Source organism: Duganella fentianensis, from assembly GCF_964031615.1.
In the GTDB taxonomy this organism is placed as follows: Bacteria; Pseudomonadota; Gammaproteobacteria; order Burkholderiales; family Burkholderiaceae_D; genus Rugamonas; species Rugamonas fentianensis_A.
Map to the genome: position 1 here is coordinate 535,900 of NZ_CAXIQN010000022.1, position 14,938 is coordinate 550,837.

18 protein-coding genes are annotated in these 14,938 nt (G+C 61.7%); 12 read left to right on the top strand and 6 right to left on the bottom strand.

From position 1 onward, the window contains the following. Positions 1-48: 48 nt before the first annotated feature. On the bottom strand, positions 49-1,419 hold the full coding sequence (locus ABNT42_RS19550) for a DUF2807 domain-containing protein (RefSeq protein ID WP_348699788.1): 1,371 nt from the start codon (positions 1,417-1,419) through the stop codon (positions 49-51). 315 nt (positions 1,420-1,734) lie between these two features. Between ABNT42_RS19550 and ABNT42_RS19555 the strand changes: the two genes are divergently transcribed. The 10 genes from ABNT42_RS19555 (at position 1,735) to ABNT42_RS19600 (ending at position 8,668) form a co-directional block, all read left to right on the top strand. Next, the gene (locus ABNT42_RS19555) at positions 1,735-1,908 is read left to right on the top strand and encodes a hypothetical protein (protein WP_348699790.1); all 174 of its coding nucleotides are present in this window, start codon (positions 1,735-1,737) and stop codon (positions 1,906-1,908) included. After that, a complete protein-coding gene (locus ABNT42_RS19560) occupies positions 1,908-2,426 on the top strand; it encodes a hypothetical protein (protein WP_348699792.1) in 519 nt (172 codons plus the stop codon). Before ABNT42_RS19555 ends, ABNT42_RS19560 begins: the two co-directional genes overlap by 1 nt. A gap of 31 nt (positions 2,427-2,457) precedes the next feature. Continuing rightward, on the top strand, positions 2,458-4,188 hold the full coding sequence (locus ABNT42_RS19565) for an AAA family ATPase (protein ID WP_348699794.1): 1,731 nt from the start codon (positions 2,458-2,460) through the stop codon (positions 4,186-4,188). Continuing rightward, a complete protein-coding gene (locus ABNT42_RS19570) occupies positions 4,189-4,899 on the top strand; it encodes a general secretion pathway protein GspB (protein ID WP_348699797.1) in 711 nt (236 codons plus the stop codon). 67 nt (positions 4,900-4,966) lie between these two features. Continuing rightward, the gene (locus ABNT42_RS19575) at positions 4,967-5,158 is read left to right on the top strand and encodes a hypothetical protein (RefSeq protein ID WP_348699799.1); all 192 of its coding nucleotides are present in this window, start codon (positions 4,967-4,969) and stop codon (positions 5,156-5,158) included. Between the two features lie 67 nt (positions 5,159-5,225). Then, the gene (gene mobB, locus ABNT42_RS19580) at positions 5,226-5,762 is read left to right on the top strand and encodes a molybdopterin-guanine dinucleotide biosynthesis protein B (RefSeq protein ID WP_348699801.1); all 537 of its coding nucleotides are present in this window, start codon (positions 5,226-5,228) and stop codon (positions 5,760-5,762) included. A 72-nt stretch (positions 5,763-5,834) separates the two neighbouring features. After that, positions 5,835-6,035 carry a YjfB family protein gene (locus ABNT42_RS19585; RefSeq protein ID WP_155434629.1) on the top strand — a complete coding sequence of 67 codons (201 nt, stop codon included), beginning with the start codon at positions 5,835-5,837 and terminating at the stop codon, positions 6,033-6,035. A gap of 222 nt (positions 6,036-6,257) precedes the next feature. Continuing rightward, on the top strand, positions 6,258-6,509 hold the full coding sequence (locus ABNT42_RS19590; protein WP_348699804.1) for a DUF2282 domain-containing protein: 252 nt from the start codon (positions 6,258-6,260) through the stop codon (positions 6,507-6,509). Between the two features lie 21 nt (positions 6,510-6,530). Continuing rightward, a complete protein-coding gene (locus tag ABNT42_RS19595) occupies positions 6,531-8,177 on the top strand; it encodes a DUF692 family multinuclear iron-containing protein (protein ID WP_348699806.1) in 1,647 nt (548 codons plus the stop codon). A gap of 29 nt (positions 8,178-8,206) precedes the next feature. Beyond that, positions 8,207-8,668 carry a DoxX family protein gene (locus ABNT42_RS19600; protein ID WP_348699808.1) on the top strand — a complete coding sequence of 154 codons (462 nt, stop codon included), beginning with the start codon at positions 8,207-8,209 and terminating at the stop codon, positions 8,666-8,668. 65 nt (positions 8,669-8,733) lie between these two features. On the opposite strand, the gene ABNT42_RS19605 is transcribed toward ABNT42_RS19600, so the two are convergent. Beyond that, complete coding sequence (locus tag ABNT42_RS19605; protein ID WP_348699810.1) at positions 8,734-9,024, bottom strand: hypothetical protein; 291 nt, start codon at positions 9,022-9,024, stop codon at positions 8,734-8,736. Between the two features lie 143 nt (positions 9,025-9,167). Continuing rightward, a complete protein-coding gene (locus tag ABNT42_RS19610; protein ID WP_348699811.1) occupies positions 9,168-9,386 on the bottom strand; it encodes an RNA-binding S4 domain-containing protein in 219 nt (72 codons plus the stop codon). A 181-nt stretch (positions 9,387-9,567) separates the two neighbouring features. Here ABNT42_RS19610 and ABNT42_RS19615 point away from each other — a divergent pair, with 181 nt between their 5' ends. Beyond that, complete coding sequence (locus ABNT42_RS19615) at positions 9,568-10,374, top strand: hypothetical protein (protein WP_348699812.1); 807 nt, start codon at positions 9,568-9,570, stop codon at positions 10,372-10,374. 35 nt (positions 10,375-10,409) lie between these two features. Here the strand turns inward: ABNT42_RS19615 and fumC are convergent, their stop codons facing one another. Continuing rightward, positions 10,410-11,807: a class II fumarate hydratase gene (fumC, locus tag ABNT42_RS19620; protein ID WP_348699814.1), complete on the bottom strand. Its 1,398-nt coding sequence runs from the start codon at positions 11,805-11,807 to the stop codon at positions 10,410-10,412. A 153-nt stretch (positions 11,808-11,960) separates the two neighbouring features. Here fumC and ABNT42_RS19625 point away from each other — a divergent pair, with 153 nt between their 5' ends. Next, entirely contained in the window at positions 11,961-13,487 is a 1,527-nt protein-coding gene (locus tag ABNT42_RS19625; protein WP_348699816.1) for a hypothetical protein, read from the top strand. An 81-nt stretch (positions 13,488-13,568) separates the two neighbouring features. On the opposite strand, the gene ABNT42_RS19630 is transcribed toward ABNT42_RS19625, so the two are convergent. Both ABNT42_RS19630 and ABNT42_RS19635 read right to left on the bottom strand, forming a co-directional pair. After that, positions 13,569-13,844, bottom strand: a complete 276-nt coding sequence (locus ABNT42_RS19630; protein WP_348699818.1) for a flagellar protein FliT — start codon at positions 13,842-13,844, stop codon at positions 13,569-13,571. A 177-nt stretch (positions 13,845-14,021) separates the two neighbouring features. After that, complete coding sequence (locus ABNT42_RS19635) at positions 14,022-14,849, bottom strand: HDOD domain-containing protein (protein WP_348699820.1); 828 nt, start codon at positions 14,847-14,849, stop codon at positions 14,022-14,024. Between the last annotated feature and the right edge of the window lie 89 nt (positions 14,850-14,938).

Here is a 14,938-nt window from a genome sequence, read left to right on the forward strand (position 1 = left end):
GCGGGGCGGGCAGACACGTGGCCTGCCCGCAAGAAGAACTCGCGTAACTTACTGGGTGGTGCGCTGGCCGCGGCGTTCGTAGGTCACCAGCTGGGTGCGCTCGCCTGCTGTGCGGCCGGCCTGATTCACCACCGCATTGCCGGGGCCGCGAACCTGAATGTCGGTCTGCTGGGCCAGCAGCTGACGTGCATTCAGATTGCCTGAGCCGTTCAATTGTGCGCTCAGTTGCTCGGTGCGGCCATCGAGCTTGATGTCGCCGGGGCCCTGTATGCTCAGCTTGACGGACTTGCAGGCCGCCGTTGCGCTGAGGTCGCCCGAGCCACTCATTTCCGCGTCCAGCGTTTCACTCACGCGGCTCAGGTAGATGCTGCCGGGGCCGCGGCTACGTGCCATGGCACGGCCCACCTGCAAGTTCTGGCCTTCCAGATCACCGGAGCCGCTCAGCTCGGCATTCAGCTGGCCCACGCTGCCGCTGAGTATCATATTGCCCGGCCCTGTCAGCACGGCATGCACGCTGGCGGCCTGCAGGCCGCGTACGGTCAGGTCACCCGAACCGCGTACTTCGCCATCGAATTTCTTCAGATTGCCGGAGATGCAGGCTTCGCCGGGACCGCGCAGGGCGGCGCTGGCTGCTTCCGTGCTGAGGGTGCAGGCATCCAGATCGCCGGAGCCGGTGATTTCCGTACGCAATTCGGCACTGCTGCCGCTCAGCGTGACGGAACCGGGGCCGTGTAGGGCGGCGTTGATGCGGCTGGCATGCAGATCACCCAGATGCAGGTCGCCCGAGCCGTTCAGCGTCAGGTTGACATCCTGTGTCATGCCGGCCGCATCGACATCGCCGGCGCCATTCATGGTCAGGTTCAGGCTGGCGGCTTTCAGCGTGCGCAGGCGCAGGTCGCCGCTGCCGGACGCCTGCACGGTGAGGTCGCGCACGCTGCCGTTGGCATAGATGTCGCCGGAACCTTCGGCATACACGGTCAGTTGCTGGCCCTGGATATTCTGCAGTTCGATATCGCCGCTGCCGCTGTTGCGCAGGCTTTTCAAAGTCGCTGCGCTGATGCGCACCGTGACGGGCGGTTTGCTTTCCTTGTTCCAGCTGAAGTTGAAGGTCCAGCCTTTGCTCTTGTGGCGTGGCTGGCGCACGGTCAGCGTGTCGCCGCTGACGCTGGTTTCAATTTCGGCAATCTGGCGGCGCAGGCCGCTCAGTTCGATGCTGCTGCCGGGCTGGTTGGTGACGATCACGCGGAACGGGCCATCAATGGCAATATTGCTGAAAGCGGCCACGTTACGGTTTTCCGTGGTGCTGGCGTTGTCGGTCTTATTGTCCGTCTTGTTGTCGGCGTGGCTGGGCAGGGCGGCCAGCAGCAGGGTGGCAGCAACGGCGGCAGTCAGCTTGGCGGGGGTGAAGGTAGGCTTCATGATGGTCTCGGTCATCGGTAGTGGCGATGGTGAAACGATAAGGGTTAGGCCGTGGGCGCGTAGGCAGTTTGGGACGAATGCGCCAAATTGCGGCATCAGCTGCAAAAATGCGCGCCTGAACGGTGACGCCCTGCCTGCAACAGCGGCCATTTTGACGCGTGGAAACAGTATGTGATTTGAATTCAAACTGTCATAATAGGAATCACAAATTTATTGCCAACAATAGGCTAAAGTTGCAGGCAACTAAATGCCGTTATAAACGTATTGCCGGGAAATACCTGCGCACGTATCTGGAGAGCGCACATGATTAAATATATGGGGACAAAAAATAAGGAAGACGGCTCGGTGCTGTACGTTTTTGTCGTGAATGGTCTGCATAAGGAAATCCGCGAGGGCGCATTGAAACAGCATCCCGGTTGCTACGAAGCCTTGCCTGCTACGGCCAAGGCACGCATCAGCGCCAACCGTCTCTGGTTGTCCAAAGCCTGATGGGGGCGCGCTGGCGGCTACTGCTGGCGGCTGCGGCGCTGGCCGCGCAAGCCGGCATGGCGCAGGCCGTGCCCACCACCTTCGGCACCATCATCGGTAACGGTGTGCTGTGCCGCGATCACACGGATAATCTGTATTTCTACAATTATCTGGTGAAGTTTTTTAAAGAGCCCTACAAGCACGAGGGCGGCGCGTTCTGGTTCAAGACGGACGGCGCTACGCTGTGGGGAATCACGATACCGGAAGTGATGGTCAGCGACGATACCAGCCCTTACATCTTTGTCGGTGCCGTGGCCGAAGCGCCACCGGAAGATCTGGAAAAAGCCATCATTGCGCAGGTGGGTCACCATTACACCCGTATCGATACTTCTGCCTATCCCGTGCGGGAATCCAAGCCGGCCAGCCGGATCGTGTATTTCGACACGCGCGCCAAGATATACTGCGCCAAGTTCAAACCCATGCCGCCGGTGCAGCCGCCAGCCGTGCAATTGCCGCCCGCGCGTGCGCGGGTGAAATAGCACGGGCGCTGCCGCCTGTGCCGTTCTGACTATGTACACCCACTACTTCCATCTCAAACAGTCGCCGTTTTCCATCGCCCCTGATCCGCGCTACCTGTTCATGAGCGAACGCCATCGCGAAGCGCTGGCGCATCTGCTGTTTGGCGTGGGCAGTGGCGGTGGCTTTGTGCTGCTGACGGGCGAAATCGGCGCCGGCAAAACGACTGTGTGCCGCTGCTTCATGGAGCAGATTCCCGAGAACTGCAAGCTGGCCTACATCTTCAATCCCAAGCTGTCGGTGGAAGAACTGCTGCTGTCGATCTGTGACGAATTCGGCATTGTGCTGCCAGCGCAGGGCGCGGGTGCCGTCAGCGTTAAAACCTATGTGGATGCCATCAATGCCTACTTGCTGGCCAGCCATGCGCAGGGACGCAACAATGTGCTGATCATCGATGAGGCGCAGAATCTGTCAGCTGCCGTGCTGGAGCAGCTGCGCCTGCTGACCAATCTGGAAACCAGCGAGCGCAAGCTGCTGCAGATTATTCTGATCGGCCAGCCGGAACTGCGCAGCATGGTGGCGCAGCCGGAACTGGAACAGCTGGCGCAGCGGGTGATTGCGCGCTATCACCTTGGTTCGCTGACGGCGGCGGAAACCGCCGCCTATGTGGAGCACCGGCTGGCGGTGGCCGGAGCGGTGGCAAGCGCACCGTTCCCGCGCACGCTGATGCCGCTGCTGCACAAGCTCACCAAAGGTGTGCCGCGCCGTATCAACCTGCTGTGCGACCGCGCGTTGCTGGGCGCTTATGTGGAGAATCAGCCGCAGGTCAACCGGGCGATTTTGCGCAAGGCAGCGGCGGAAGTGTTTGCCAGTTCCGAGGGAGGCAGCGCAGCGGGCACGCCGCCGCGCTGGCCGCTGCTGGCAGCCGGAGTGCTGGGCGGGGTCGTGCTGAGTGGCGCCGTGTGGCTGGGCTACGGGCGTGCGCCGGCTGGTGAGGCGGCGCAAGTAGCGGCGCCGGCCGCCGCCGTTACGCCGGCGGTGCCGGCAGCGTCAAATCCAGCTTCTGCCACGACCGGCGCGGCTGCGGCGGCAGCGCCGGTTGCAGCGGCCGCGCCAGTATCCGGTGCGGCGGCGGGCATGGCATCGGCTGGGACGCTGCCAGCAGGCGGCGTATCAGCGGGGGCGGCAACAGCAGGGGCGGCGTATAGCCAGTCCGACGCGCTGCGTGTTCTGGCGGCGCGCTGGGAGCTGAAGCTGCCGGAAGGCGACCCCTGCACGCTGGCGGCCAAGCTGAATCTGCGCTGCCTGTCAGCCAAAGGCGGGCTGGAAGAATTGCGTCAGCTCGACCGGCCGGCCGTGCTGACGCTGCATGATGATCCGGTGCGACCGAATTATGTAGTGCTGACGGCGCTCGATGATGCTTACGCTACCTTGCAGGGGGGCGATGGCAAGTCGCAGCGGGTCAAACTGGCAGCACTGGAAGCGCGCTTTAGTGGCGAGTTCAGTACCTACTGGCGTGCCCCGCGTAGCTGGCGCGATGAAGTCTCGGCGGGCGATAAAGGCCCCGATGTGGACTGGCTGGCGCGCCGCCTGGCACAGATGTATGGCTTGAAGAAGCCGGCCGAAGGCCAGCCGCTGAATGCTACATTGCGTGCGCGCCTGACGGAATTCCAGAACGAGCAGAAGCTCAAGGCGGACGGCGTGGCCGGTCCGAAAACTTTTATCCGCCTGTATCAGCAGGGTGGGGTGCGCGAGCCGCGCTTGCTGTCAGCGGAGGAGAAATAAATGTCGTACATACTGGAAGCGCTGAAGAAGGCGCAGGCTGAAAGACAGCTGGGCAATGCGCCGACGCTGCATGCAGCGAGCATGCAGGCGCCGTCGCTGGCAGCAGCACTGCCGTGGTGGCGCCGCCCGCTGGTGCTGGCGGCCTTGCTGATGGCGCTGGTAATCGTGGCGCTACTGGTGCTGTTACTACGCCCCGCTCCCAGTGCAACGCCAGCTGTGCTGACGGCAGCGCCGGCACATGCGCCGTTACCGTCCGGGGTGCCGAAGGAAATCAAACCGGAACTGGTGCTGCGCGCCGCCACGCCTCCCGTGGATATGCCGCAACCCTTGCCGGTGCCGGAAGCGCATGGCGGGGTGGTGCTACGTGCGGGCGAAAGCGCAGCCTCACCAGCGCCTGCAGCTGCGGCTGCGCCAGCGCCAGCGAATGTTGCCCCGACTAGTGCCGCGCTCAAGCCGGCCGCTAGCACCCGTGCCAGCGAAGAACCTGTGCTCAATCTGCGTGAATTGCCAGAGCCGATACAGCGCGCCATTCCGACCGTGGCGGTGGGGGGCTATATCTATTCGTCCAATCCGGCTGACCGCTTGCTGCTGGTGGATAAAGTGCTGCGCCACGAAGGCGAGGAAGTGGCGCCCGGTCTGGTGCTGGAAAAGCTGCAGGCACGCGAAGCCGTTTTCAGTTTCAGGGGCTATCGCTACCGCATACCGTACTAGACCTGTCATCAAGGCGTCACGCGGCAGTGATATTTTTACATCATTGATCTTCTCGCACGGATTTATGATGAAATACCTGAACCTGATGCCCCTGCTGCTCGCTGCCGTTTTTGCCATGCCACGCGCCCACGCGGCCACGGTGGAAGAGGCGCCCCATCCCGTAAGCACTTCCTATGCCGCGCTGTGGATAGGGTTGGGCATGCTGGCGCTGGGCAGCAGCCAGCGCCGTAACGAGCCATTCAAGCAACTCGACGAATAAACCGCTAGCGCCGTGAAAACCAGCTGCTGCGTATAATGGCGGCAACCTGTTTTCGCGGAGTAGCACTATGCAGAAGTTCGTTGGCGGCCAGCTTTCCCCAGTGCTGGTGGTAACCGGTACTTCCGGTAGCGGCAAGACCACTTTGCTGGAATTTCTGATCACCAGTCTGGCGGCCGAGGGTGTGCGCATCAATATGATCAAGCACAGCCACCATGACATCGAACTGGAGCCGCCCCGCAAGGATAGTGCACGGCTGCGCCTGGCCGGTGCGGCCGAAGTGATGGTGGCATCGCCTTACCGCGTGTCCATCGTGCAGGAACTGCGCGGAGCGCCCGAGCCCACGCTGGAGCAGCAACTGGCGCGCATGTCGCCCGCCGACCTGACGTTGCTGGAAGGCTTTAAATCCGACCCTATCCCCAAGCTGGAAGTGTATCGGCCCGAAGTGGGCAAGCCGCCACTTTATCCGCATGATCCGTACATTTATGCTGTTGCTTCAGATCAAGCAGCGCCGGCCGAGTTGCCGCCCCATCTGGTCTGGCTCGATCTGAACCAGCGTGCCAGTGTGCTGGAGTGGGTGCGGAATTACTGCAAAGAATCGAAATAAATGCGGCAAACTGCCTAAAGTTTGCGCTGGTCTGTCCGTAAATCTTCGTGATACCCCTTAATGGAGGATTTCATGGACATCTCAGGCATTGCCCAGACTGCCAGCACGATTGCTGACACCGGTACCAAGCAGGCCGTAGGCGTGGCCGTGCTGAAAAAAGCACAGGATATTCAGGCTTCCAGTGCCAGTGCGCTGATCGAAGCGATTCCGCCGGTACCTTCGGCACCCAATCTGCCTTCGCACCTCGGTAACACCATCAATACCACGGCCTGAGCGCCGTGTTCTCTGCCGTTGCGGCCCTGCCTGGATCAGGCCGGCCGTGCCGGTGCGCGGGTGCGCGTGCGCGCCACCGGCATTCGCCGCATCCTGCCGTTTCATTCTCCCGAAAAAAAATCTGAAAAAAGTGTGTAAGGTCACGCCCATGTGCTGCGACTACGGTACAGTTGCACACGCTTGTGCAGCACAACACCACTTTTACTATCGAGGAGATTTACCATGAACCAACGTCAAGCTCTGATCGCCGCTGCTCTGGCCACCGTCTGCGCGGCCTCCATGACGCAGGCTGTTGCTGCTGAAGAAAAAGAAAAATGCTACGGCGTCGCCAAAGCCGGTGCCAATGACTGCGCTACCGGCGCCCACTCGTGCGCAGGACAGGCCAAGACGGACAATGCGCCTACCGAATGGAAGTACGTGGCCAAAGGTACGTGCGAAAAATCCGGTGGCAAGACCATGGCACCGGCCAAGTAATCGTTCATCGGGCGCAGCGCTATGTCGTTGAATTGGAGTGTAGCGCCCGTCGCCGGTGTGGGCGTCGGGCTGAGAACGCCTCACTACCGGCAGTTTCTGGAACAGCGGCCGCAAGTGGGCTGGCTGGAAGTACACACGGAGAATTATCTGGATCAGGGCGGCTGGGACAGCCATGTGCTGGAGCAGTTGCGACAGGATTACCCCATCAGCCTGCATGGCGTGGGACTGGGCTTGGGCTCGGCACGCGGTTTTTCCGCTCGGCATCTGGAACGGGTGCGGGCACTGGTTGAACGGGTGCAGCCTGCACTGGTATCCGAGCATCTGTGCTGGAGCGCCGTGGCCGACCGTCAGCTCAACGATCTGTTGCCCGTGACGCTGGATCATGCTGCGCTCGACCTGTTCAGTGCGCGCGTGCAGCAAGTGCAGGATGTGCTCAAGCGGCAAATTTTGCTGGAAAACGTTTCAACCTATTTGCGCTACCGGCACGATGCCATGAGCGAGGCCGAGTTTCTCGCCGCACTGGTGGCGCGCACGGGCTGTGCGCTGCTGCTGGACGTGAATAATCTGTACGTCAATCAATGCAACCATGGCGAAGACGCGCTCGCTGCCATGGCTGCCATCCAGCCCGGCACGGTGGGCGAAATTCATCTGGCTGGTCATCTGGTGACACCGCAGGCGGTGATCGATCATCACGGTGCGCCCGTCAGCGCCGAAGTCTGGCAGCTATACCAGCACGCCTTGCAGCGCTTTGGCGCTGTGCCCACGCTGATCGAATGGGATACCGATGTGCCGCCGCTGGAAGTGCTGCTGGCCGATGCAGCGAAAGCGGACGCGCTGCAGGCGCGCCATGTGCCGCCGTCCTTGCTGATGCAGCAGTCGCCGCTCGCCAGCGCCACGCAGGATCTGCCTGTGCTGGCTGCCAGCCAGCAAGCCTTCACTGCTGCATTGTTCGATCCGCTGCAGACGCCGGCCGCGCTGGCGCTGTTCAAAGGCGAGCAGAATGAACACCGTTTTGCCCTGTATCGGGGCAACCTCACAGTGGGCTGGCACAAGATACTGGCCTCGGCCTATCCGGTGATTCGCCAGCTGGTGGGGGAGGAATTTTTCGCAGGGCTGACGCGTGCCTATGGTCATGTCCATCCATCCGATAATCCCGATCTGAACTGCTTTGGCGACCGTTTCGCCGCTTTCCTGCACAGCTTCCCGCCCGTGGCGGAACTGCCTTATCTGCCGGATATGGCGGAACTGGAATGGGCTATGCACCGTGCCCACTATGCGGCAGCAGAACCGCTTGTCAGTGCGACCGAAATGGCGGCTGTGCCGCCGGATCAGCTGGAGCAGTTGCACCTGCAACTGGCACCCAGCTGCACCCTGCTGGCGCCCGCATGGACGGTGCTCGACGCATGGTGTGCGCATCAGTCCGACAGCGCAGTGGCAGCGTATGCGCCGGTCAGCGGCAAACAGTACGGGCTGGTATGCCGGCCGCAATGGCGCGCACGCCTGCTCATGCTCAGCCCCGCCAGCCATGCGGCACTGTCCGTGCTGGCCGCTGGCGCCACGCTGGGTGATGCGCTCGATGCTGCGTTCGAGCTGGATCAGGCATTTGATTTTGCCGCGCATCTGCAGCAATGGCTGGCCTGCGAAATTTTTGTCAGGATCGTGCGCTAGTTCCGACCAAGCTAATTTGGGAGGAAATCATGGTAGTTCTAGCGGCACTGTACCAGCGTAGCCTGGTACTGGATGACAAGCTGACGCAATGGGGTGGTGCAGCGCTGGGCTTGTTCCTGCGCCTGTATGTAGGCTGGCAATTCTTCAAGGCGGGCATGGTCAAGCTAGGGGACTGGAGTGCCACGCTGGCACTGTTCCGCGAGGAATACCATGTCCCCTTGCTGCCAGCGGAACTGGCGGCCTATCTGGGGGCGGCGGGGGAGCTGGGGCTGCCGCTGCTACTGTTTGCCGGTTTGCTGTCGCGTCCGGCAGCGCTGGCGCTGTTGCTGGTGAATGGGATGGCGGTGCTGTCCTACCCGCAGCTGTTCAGCTTTGACTGCCCTGCAGCCATCAATGACCATTTCTACTGGGGGATGCTGCTGCTGGCACTGCTGGTCTACGGACCGGGCCGGATTTCACTGGATCAGGCACTGGCGCGGCGGCGTGGCTAGGCGCGCGGGCGTACGCGCCGGCAAGGCAGGGGAATTCAGGGGAACTTAGTGGAACTTATTGGAACTTATTGGCGTTTGAAAGCGCGCAGCAGGCGCGCTTCGCCGCTCAGATCCTGATGTAGCAGATTGGCGGCGCGGGTCAGTTCTATCATCCGGTCCACCTGTATGTCTTCGAAGCGGGCCAGTTCTTCCGTGGCGTAGTGCAGTGCCTGCGCCAGCCGCGTGCGTGCATGCTGGTACAGCTGGCTGTGATAGGCGTTGGTGTTGCTGAGCAAATCCTCGGCGTTTTCTATCACTTGCCGCAAGTCTTCCAGCAAACGTTCCTGCGATTGCAGTTTCACTTCAGGATCGTCCATGACGTACCCCTGACTAACAAATTGATGACAGAACTGGCGAGTAGACAGTTCCACTATAGTTCACAAACGGCCACCCCGTTTGTGGCGCCACAAAATGGCGACAGACTATAGTGTATCAAACTATTTCTTCAATACAATAAGTATTATGCGTTATGCACGTCGATGCGCACCTCGCCGAGCGTCACATACTGGCCGGCGCGGATCTTGGCGGTCTTGCGCAGTTCCTTCTTGCCATCGACTTTGACGCTGCCCCCGGCGACCAGCATTTTGCCGGCGCCACCGCTGTCGCACAGGCCCACCAGTTTCAATAACTGATTCAGTTCAACAAACTCGCCATTCAATTCAAAACTGACTTTTTGCATATTATCCTCTGTTGCTGTGATGGGAACGCAGTGCGTTCCGCCCGCCAGAATGGCGCAAGTGTGGCAGTTTACTCTATGTGGCGGCTATGCTTGAGGTTGCTCTCTAGAAAAGTACTCGCTATGCTGTAAGTAAGGCTGCAGTGAATCTAGCCTCGGCCATGTGGCCGGAAGGAGGTGCACCATGCGTTATGCAATTGTTTGCCTTTTTGTAGCGAGTCTATTGCTGCCGGCGTGGCCCGCAGCAGCAGCGGGTCAGACTCATGCCGACAGTGTGCTGGGGGGCAGTACGGCACGGCTGCAACTGGGCAGCCTGCCGGCACCGCTGGCGCCGCTCGATCCGCTGGGCCCCACGCTGAATGCGCCGGGCCAGCGTTTTCTTACCAGTGCCGAGTTCGAGCGCAAAATGGGCGCTGCCGTCGGCATCGTCAGCATAGGCGTACTGCGCGAAGGGGTGGGTGTGTCTGGCCCTCAGCAGAGTCCCGCGCTGGCCATGTACACCCGTCCCAGCACCAGCTTTACTGCCGCCACCCTGGGTTATGCGCTGACGCCCCACAGTGCCGTTACGGCCATGGTGTCAGCCGCCCGCACGGAAGGACTGGGCGCACCCGATAGTCTGCTGGCGCAGGTTTCTTCGGTGCGCACACTGGCTTACAGCCTGTCGTGGGCGCGACGCGAGTGGCTGGCGACGGGCGATAGTCTGGCGCTCACCCTGTCCGTGCCGGCGCGGGTGCGCAGCGGCACGCTCACAGGCAACAGCACAGTGGCGCTGACGGGGGAACCGGGCGCACTGCCTTATGGTACGGCCATGCTGAATCTGCGTCCTACTGCCACAGAACGCGATGTGGAGTTGCGCTATACGTTGCGGCCGGATGGCATGGCGCGGCAGGGCCGGCTGAGCGCCGCCATCATGTGGCGGGTGCATCCGGGCCACAATGCCGCCGCCGCGCCGGAATACCTGCTGGGCCTGCGCTATGTGCAGGGTTTCTAGCGCTGGGGCTTGGCTGTGGATCTTCGTTATGGCGATTAGCCGTGCGCGCCGGGGCGGGTCATGGCCAGCGGATCGATCCAGCTGGAAAACTGTTCAGCCGTCACATAGCCGAGCGCCAGTGCCGCTTGCTGCAAGGTGCTGCCTTCGTGCTGGGCTTTCTTGGCAATCGCGGCCGCCTTGTCGTAGCCGATGTGGGGCGTGAGCGCCGTGACCAGCATGAGAGAGCGCTCCATCAGTTCGGCAATGCGCGTGTGCTGTGGCTGTATGCCTGCCGCGCAGTGATGCTCGAAACTGTGCATGCCATCGGCCAGCAGGCGGGTGCTTTGCAGGAAGTTGTGAGCGATCAGGGGCTTGTAGACATTCAGTTCGAAATTGCCGCAAGCGCCGCCCATGCTGATGGCCACATCATTGCCCAGCACCTGACAGCACAGCATGGTCAGCGCTTCGCACTGGGTGGGGTTGACCTTGCCCGGCATGATGGAGCTGCCCGGCTCGTTTTCGGGGATGCTGATTTCGCCCAGACCGGAGCGGGGGCCGGAAGCCATCCAGCGCACATCATTGGCGATTTTCATCAGAGCGGTGGCGAGGGTTTTCAGTGCGCCGTGAGCGTGCACCAGCGCATCGTGGCCTGCCAGCGCGGCAAATTTATTGGGCGCCGTCACGAAGGGCAGGCCTAGCGTCTGCGCCAGCTGGGCGGCGATGCGGCTGGCAAATTCCGCGTGGGCATTCAGGCCGGTGCCAACTGCCGTGCCGCCGGCCGCCAGTTGCAGTACGCCGGCGAGCGTCTGGGTGATGGCCTGTTCGGCGAAATCCAGCTGGGCCACGTAGCCGGAAAACTCCTGCCCCAGCGTGAGCGGGGTGGCGTCCTGCAGGTGGGTGCGGCCGATTTTGACGATCCCGGCAAAACTCTGCGCCTTGGCGTCCAGCGTGGTGCGCAGCTGGCGCAGGACGGGCAGCACCTGCGTGGCCAGTGCCACGGCGGCGGCCACGTGCATGGCGGTGGGGAAGATGTCGTTGGAGGACTGGCCCAGATTGACGTCATCGTTGGGATGCAGCAAGCGGCCCTGGCCACGTTTGCCACCCAGTAGCTCGGAAGCGCGGTTGGCCAGCACTTCGTTCATATTCATATTGGTCTGGGTACCGGAGCCGGTCTGCCACACGGCCAGCGGGAACGCATCCGGATGCTGGCCGGCCAGCACTTCGTCGGCCGCCTGCATGATGGCCTGCGCCTTGTCGGCTGCCAGCAGGCCTAGATCGCGGTTGACGTTTGCGGCGGCGCGCTTCACGCTGGCCAGCGCATGAATCAGCTGGGGTGGCATGCGCTCGCTGGAGATGCGGAAGTGTTCGAGCGAACGCTGGGTCTGGGCGCCCCAAAGCTGCGCTGCCGGTACTTCGATCGGGCCAAAGCTGTCATGTTCGGTGCGGGTATCCATGAGGCATCCTTTATAAGGTGGGCAAGCTTGTCCGTTTGATCATCCCTTCCTAGTGTAGCCTAGTGGCGAAAAATTATCCGAGGGCTACAAAACGGGGAAAAATTGCCGTTATAACTGATACACTTTTAGCCTTTGCGTCCAGCCGCACCCGACATGCAGCGTTCACCACTACTGACTTCACTCACCGCTATCGCCGGCAGCCTGCTGCTGGCGACGGCTGCGCCTGCGGCCGAGCTGGGGGATATTTCAGTACGTTCTTTCATCGGTCAGCCACTATCGGCCGATATCGAACTGGTGCAGGTTGCGCCTGACGAAGCGGCCACCCTGCAAGTCAAACTGGCGCAGGAAAACGTCTACCGTGGCGCGAATATCAGCATGAATCCGGCGCTGGCCGGCTTGCACATGACCATCGTGCGGCGTGATGGTCGCCAGTATCTGCGGGTCAGCACCACGCGGCCGGTCGAGGCCGACTATCTGCACCTGTTCCTAGAACTTAGTGGTGGCGGGCGGCAGGAAGTGCGCGCTGCCACCGTCTGGCTGCAGGCTGATCCGAATCCTTCGCGCGCCAGTGCGGCACCGGTGACTGCTGTGGGCAGTCCGGCGCCCGCACCGTTGCCGCCTGCGCCCTTGCCGTCCACGGCTGTACCGGCCGCAGCCGCCGAGCTAGCGGCTGCGCGTGGTCGGGCAGCGCCTATGCCTTCGCTGCATGAGTCGGAAGTGGGTGTGGCCGGTGGTTTGCGTGCCAGTGCAGCCGCTGCACCGGCACGTCGCCCATCGGCGCCGAGCAAGCCTGCACCCGCTAAAGCGGCAAGTTCTGGCGAGGCGACCTCTGATGCTGCCGTACCGGTGCCGGTGGCGCAGGCGCTGCTGCCTATGCCGAATCTGCCGCTGCCCAAGAGTGTCAAGCGTGCCCCTGCACCTGCGGCCTGTTCGGCTGCACCGGCACCTGCGGCAGCCAAAGAGTGTGCGGCTTTCGATGCGCATAGTCAGGAGCTGAATAGCAAACTGTCCGAATTGGAAGGCAAGCTGAAAGTGCTGCAGGGGGCGCTGGGCGCGGCGCCTGCGGGAAAAGGCAGTGCACCGGCGGCTGGCGCGTCTGCCAGTAGCGCGGCAAGTGCGTCGGCTGCTGCAAGCGCGGCAGCTTCGGCGCCGGCAAAATTGGCTAGCAGCGCGGCCGCGCACGCATCCGAACCGGCTGCCACTGGCGGCGAGGCCGCCAGTGGAGAGCGCTGGGTGCCACCTCCCGGTGTGCAGGGTGAACTGGCCAAAGCCCGTGCGGCGGCGGCCCATGGTGGCGCCAGTGATGCGGCGTCTGCTTCCGCCGGGGCGGAAGCTTCGGCCTCGGCAGAGGCTTCGGCGGCGGCCTCTGCTGCGGCTAGCGAGGCTGTGTCCGGACCGGTGAAAAAGGTCAAAGTCCTGCCCAAGCTGAAGTACAAGAAAGAGAAACCACCGGAACCACCGCCTAGCAGCCTGAATGTGCCACTGATTGCCGCTGGGGCAGGCGTGGCCGCACTGGTGCTGGGGCTGGCCGGCTGGTTATTCCTGCGCAAGAAGCGCGGTGCGCCACCGTTAAAAATCGGACAACTGTTCCGGAAGAAAAAGGCGGCCGAGCCGGAAGTGAAGCATGAGGAGGCGCCACCGCTAGAAGATGTGACGCCGGAATCGCTGATGCAGCAGTAGGCTGCGTGAGGTGAGGGGAGGTCGGGACGAAAAAAAAGCGCCTTGTTTAATAAGGCGCTTTTTTACTGGGCGGGTGCCGGATCAGGCAGCCATGCCGGGAACCGTGTTCATCCAGGGCTCGGTCACGTCGCGGATAGCGCGGTCGTTGGCTAGAATCTGTTTCAGCAGGTCGATTTTGCGCAGACGCTGGGCGCCGCTCAGGGCAGGTACGCCGGTGCTGATGGCGCGGCTTTCGGCGGCGCAGCGGTTTTCCAGCTTGCTCAGGCCATCCCAGTCACCCATGCGTGCGGCATTGGCCATGTGATTGGTCATACCGGCAATATTTTCGTACATCGAGAGGACTTCGCTGGAGGTCATATTCGCACCCTGGCTGGTTAGGCGGATTACCGCATGTCCTGATTAACGTCGGGGCGAACGGGAACTTTAGGGTCTTTTTCAAATATTTTTGAAAAAAAGTGAAAAAAAACCGCCCGATGGTGATTCGGGCGGTTTTTGTTGTCAGTTGATTACTGTTTTGACTGTCTGGGGGCCTGTTTACTTCACCAGTTCTTCCAGACCGGCCGACAACTCATCCGGCGATGGCATTTCGTCGATCAGGGCATCGTCATCCAGTCCCAGTTCTTCGGCCAGATCGGTCGGGTAGCAGGCGGCGATTTCTTCGGCACTCAACTGGGCCTGCTCTACCCGGGCACGCCATGCGGCCAGTGCGACCACGGCGGCCAGACGGTTCAGTTCGCCGTTATGGTGTGGCTCAGGGAAGGCTGAAATGGTTTCCGCGAAGGTGGGTGGGAATTTCCAGCGGCGTGCCAGTTCTGCACCCACATCGGCAAAGGTGTAGCCGAACGAGGCCTGTTCGGCGTCGAGGCGGCGCGCATCGAGCGGGCCGGCAACCTTGTCCAGCGCCATGGCCTGCTCGGCCATGGCCGAGTGGATCACCAGTTGGCCGATGCCGTGCATCATGCCGATGGTGAAGGCGAGGTCGGTGTTTTCCTTGGTCTTTTTGGCGATCCATTTGGCGGCGACGGCCGTGTGCAGGCTGTAACGCCAGAACTGTTTGAGGTCCAGCCCCGGTACCGTCTTGAAGCCGCTCACCAGACCGGAGCTGATGACCAGCGTGCGGACAGTGACAAAGCCCAGCATCAGTACCGCATCTTCCACCGTGCCTATGCTACGCGACACGTGGTAGTAAGCCGAGTTGGCCAGACGCAGTAATTTCGCGCTCAACACAGGATCGGTGGATAGCTTCTTGGCGATTTCTTCCGTCGAAACGCTCGCTTTATCAAAACTGCTGATCAGCTCTTCAACCACCTTAGGTGCGGTTGGCAACGCGGTGGGATTCTGGAACAGTGCATCAAGCTTCATGTTGATTTCTCCAATTGAAATTGCGCGTTTCTGTTTGCTAACTATATAGCGATTCCCACAGGGAAAGAAACAAATTTGTTACATCAGCG

Bases quoted from the DNA above. Each gene is read 5' to 3' on its own strand.
- ABNT42_RS19550 (WP_348699788.1), bottom strand. From the start codon at position 1,419: ATGAAGCCTACCTTCACCCCCGCCAAGCTGACTGCCGCCGTTGCTGCC.
- ABNT42_RS19555 (WP_348699790.1), top strand. From the start codon at position 1,735: ATGGGGACAAAAAATAAGGAAGACGGCTCGGTGCTGTACGTTTTTGTC.
- ABNT42_RS19560 (WP_348699792.1), top strand. From the start codon at position 1,908: ATGGGGGCGCGCTGGCGGCTACTGCTGGCGGCTGCGGCGCTGGCCGCG.
- ABNT42_RS19565 (WP_348699794.1), top strand. From the start codon at position 2,458: ATGTACACCCACTACTTCCATCTCAAACAGTCGCCGTTTTCCATCGCC.
- ABNT42_RS19570 (WP_348699797.1), top strand. From the start codon at position 4,189: ATGTCGTACATACTGGAAGCGCTGAAGAAGGCGCAGGCTGAAAGACAG.
- ABNT42_RS19575 (WP_348699799.1), top strand. From the start codon at position 4,967: ATGAAATACCTGAACCTGATGCCCCTGCTGCTCGCTGCCGTTTTTGCC.
- mobB (WP_348699801.1), top strand. From the start codon at position 5,226: ATGCAGAAGTTCGTTGGCGGCCAGCTTTCCCCAGTGCTGGTGGTAACC.
- ABNT42_RS19585 (WP_155434629.1), top strand. From the start codon at position 5,835: ATGGACATCTCAGGCATTGCCCAGACTGCCAGCACGATTGCTGACACC.
- ABNT42_RS19590 (WP_348699804.1), top strand. From the start codon at position 6,258: ATGAACCAACGTCAAGCTCTGATCGCCGCTGCTCTGGCCACCGTCTGC.
- ABNT42_RS19595 (WP_348699806.1), top strand. From the start codon at position 6,531: ATGTCGTTGAATTGGAGTGTAGCGCCCGTCGCCGGTGTGGGCGTCGGG.
- ABNT42_RS19600 (WP_348699808.1), top strand. From the start codon at position 8,207: ATGGTAGTTCTAGCGGCACTGTACCAGCGTAGCCTGGTACTGGATGAC.
- ABNT42_RS19605 (WP_348699810.1), bottom strand. From the start codon at position 9,024: ATGGACGATCCTGAAGTGAAACTGCAATCGCAGGAACGTTTGCTGGAA.
- ABNT42_RS19610 (WP_348699811.1), bottom strand. From the start codon at position 9,386: ATGCAAAAAGTCAGTTTTGAATTGAATGGCGAGTTTGTTGAACTGAAT.
- ABNT42_RS19615 (WP_348699812.1), top strand. From the start codon at position 9,568: ATGCGTTATGCAATTGTTTGCCTTTTTGTAGCGAGTCTATTGCTGCCG.
- fumC (WP_348699814.1), bottom strand. From the start codon at position 11,807: ATGGATACCCGCACCGAACATGACAGCTTTGGCCCGATCGAAGTACCG.
- ABNT42_RS19625 (WP_348699816.1), top strand. From the start codon at position 11,961: ATGCAGCGTTCACCACTACTGACTTCACTCACCGCTATCGCCGGCAGC.
- ABNT42_RS19630 (WP_348699818.1), bottom strand. From the start codon at position 13,844: ATGACCTCCAGCGAAGTCCTCTCGATGTACGAAAATATTGCCGGTATG.
- ABNT42_RS19635 (WP_348699820.1), bottom strand. From the start codon at position 14,849: ATGAAGCTTGATGCACTGTTCCAGAATCCCACCGCGTTGCCAACCGCA.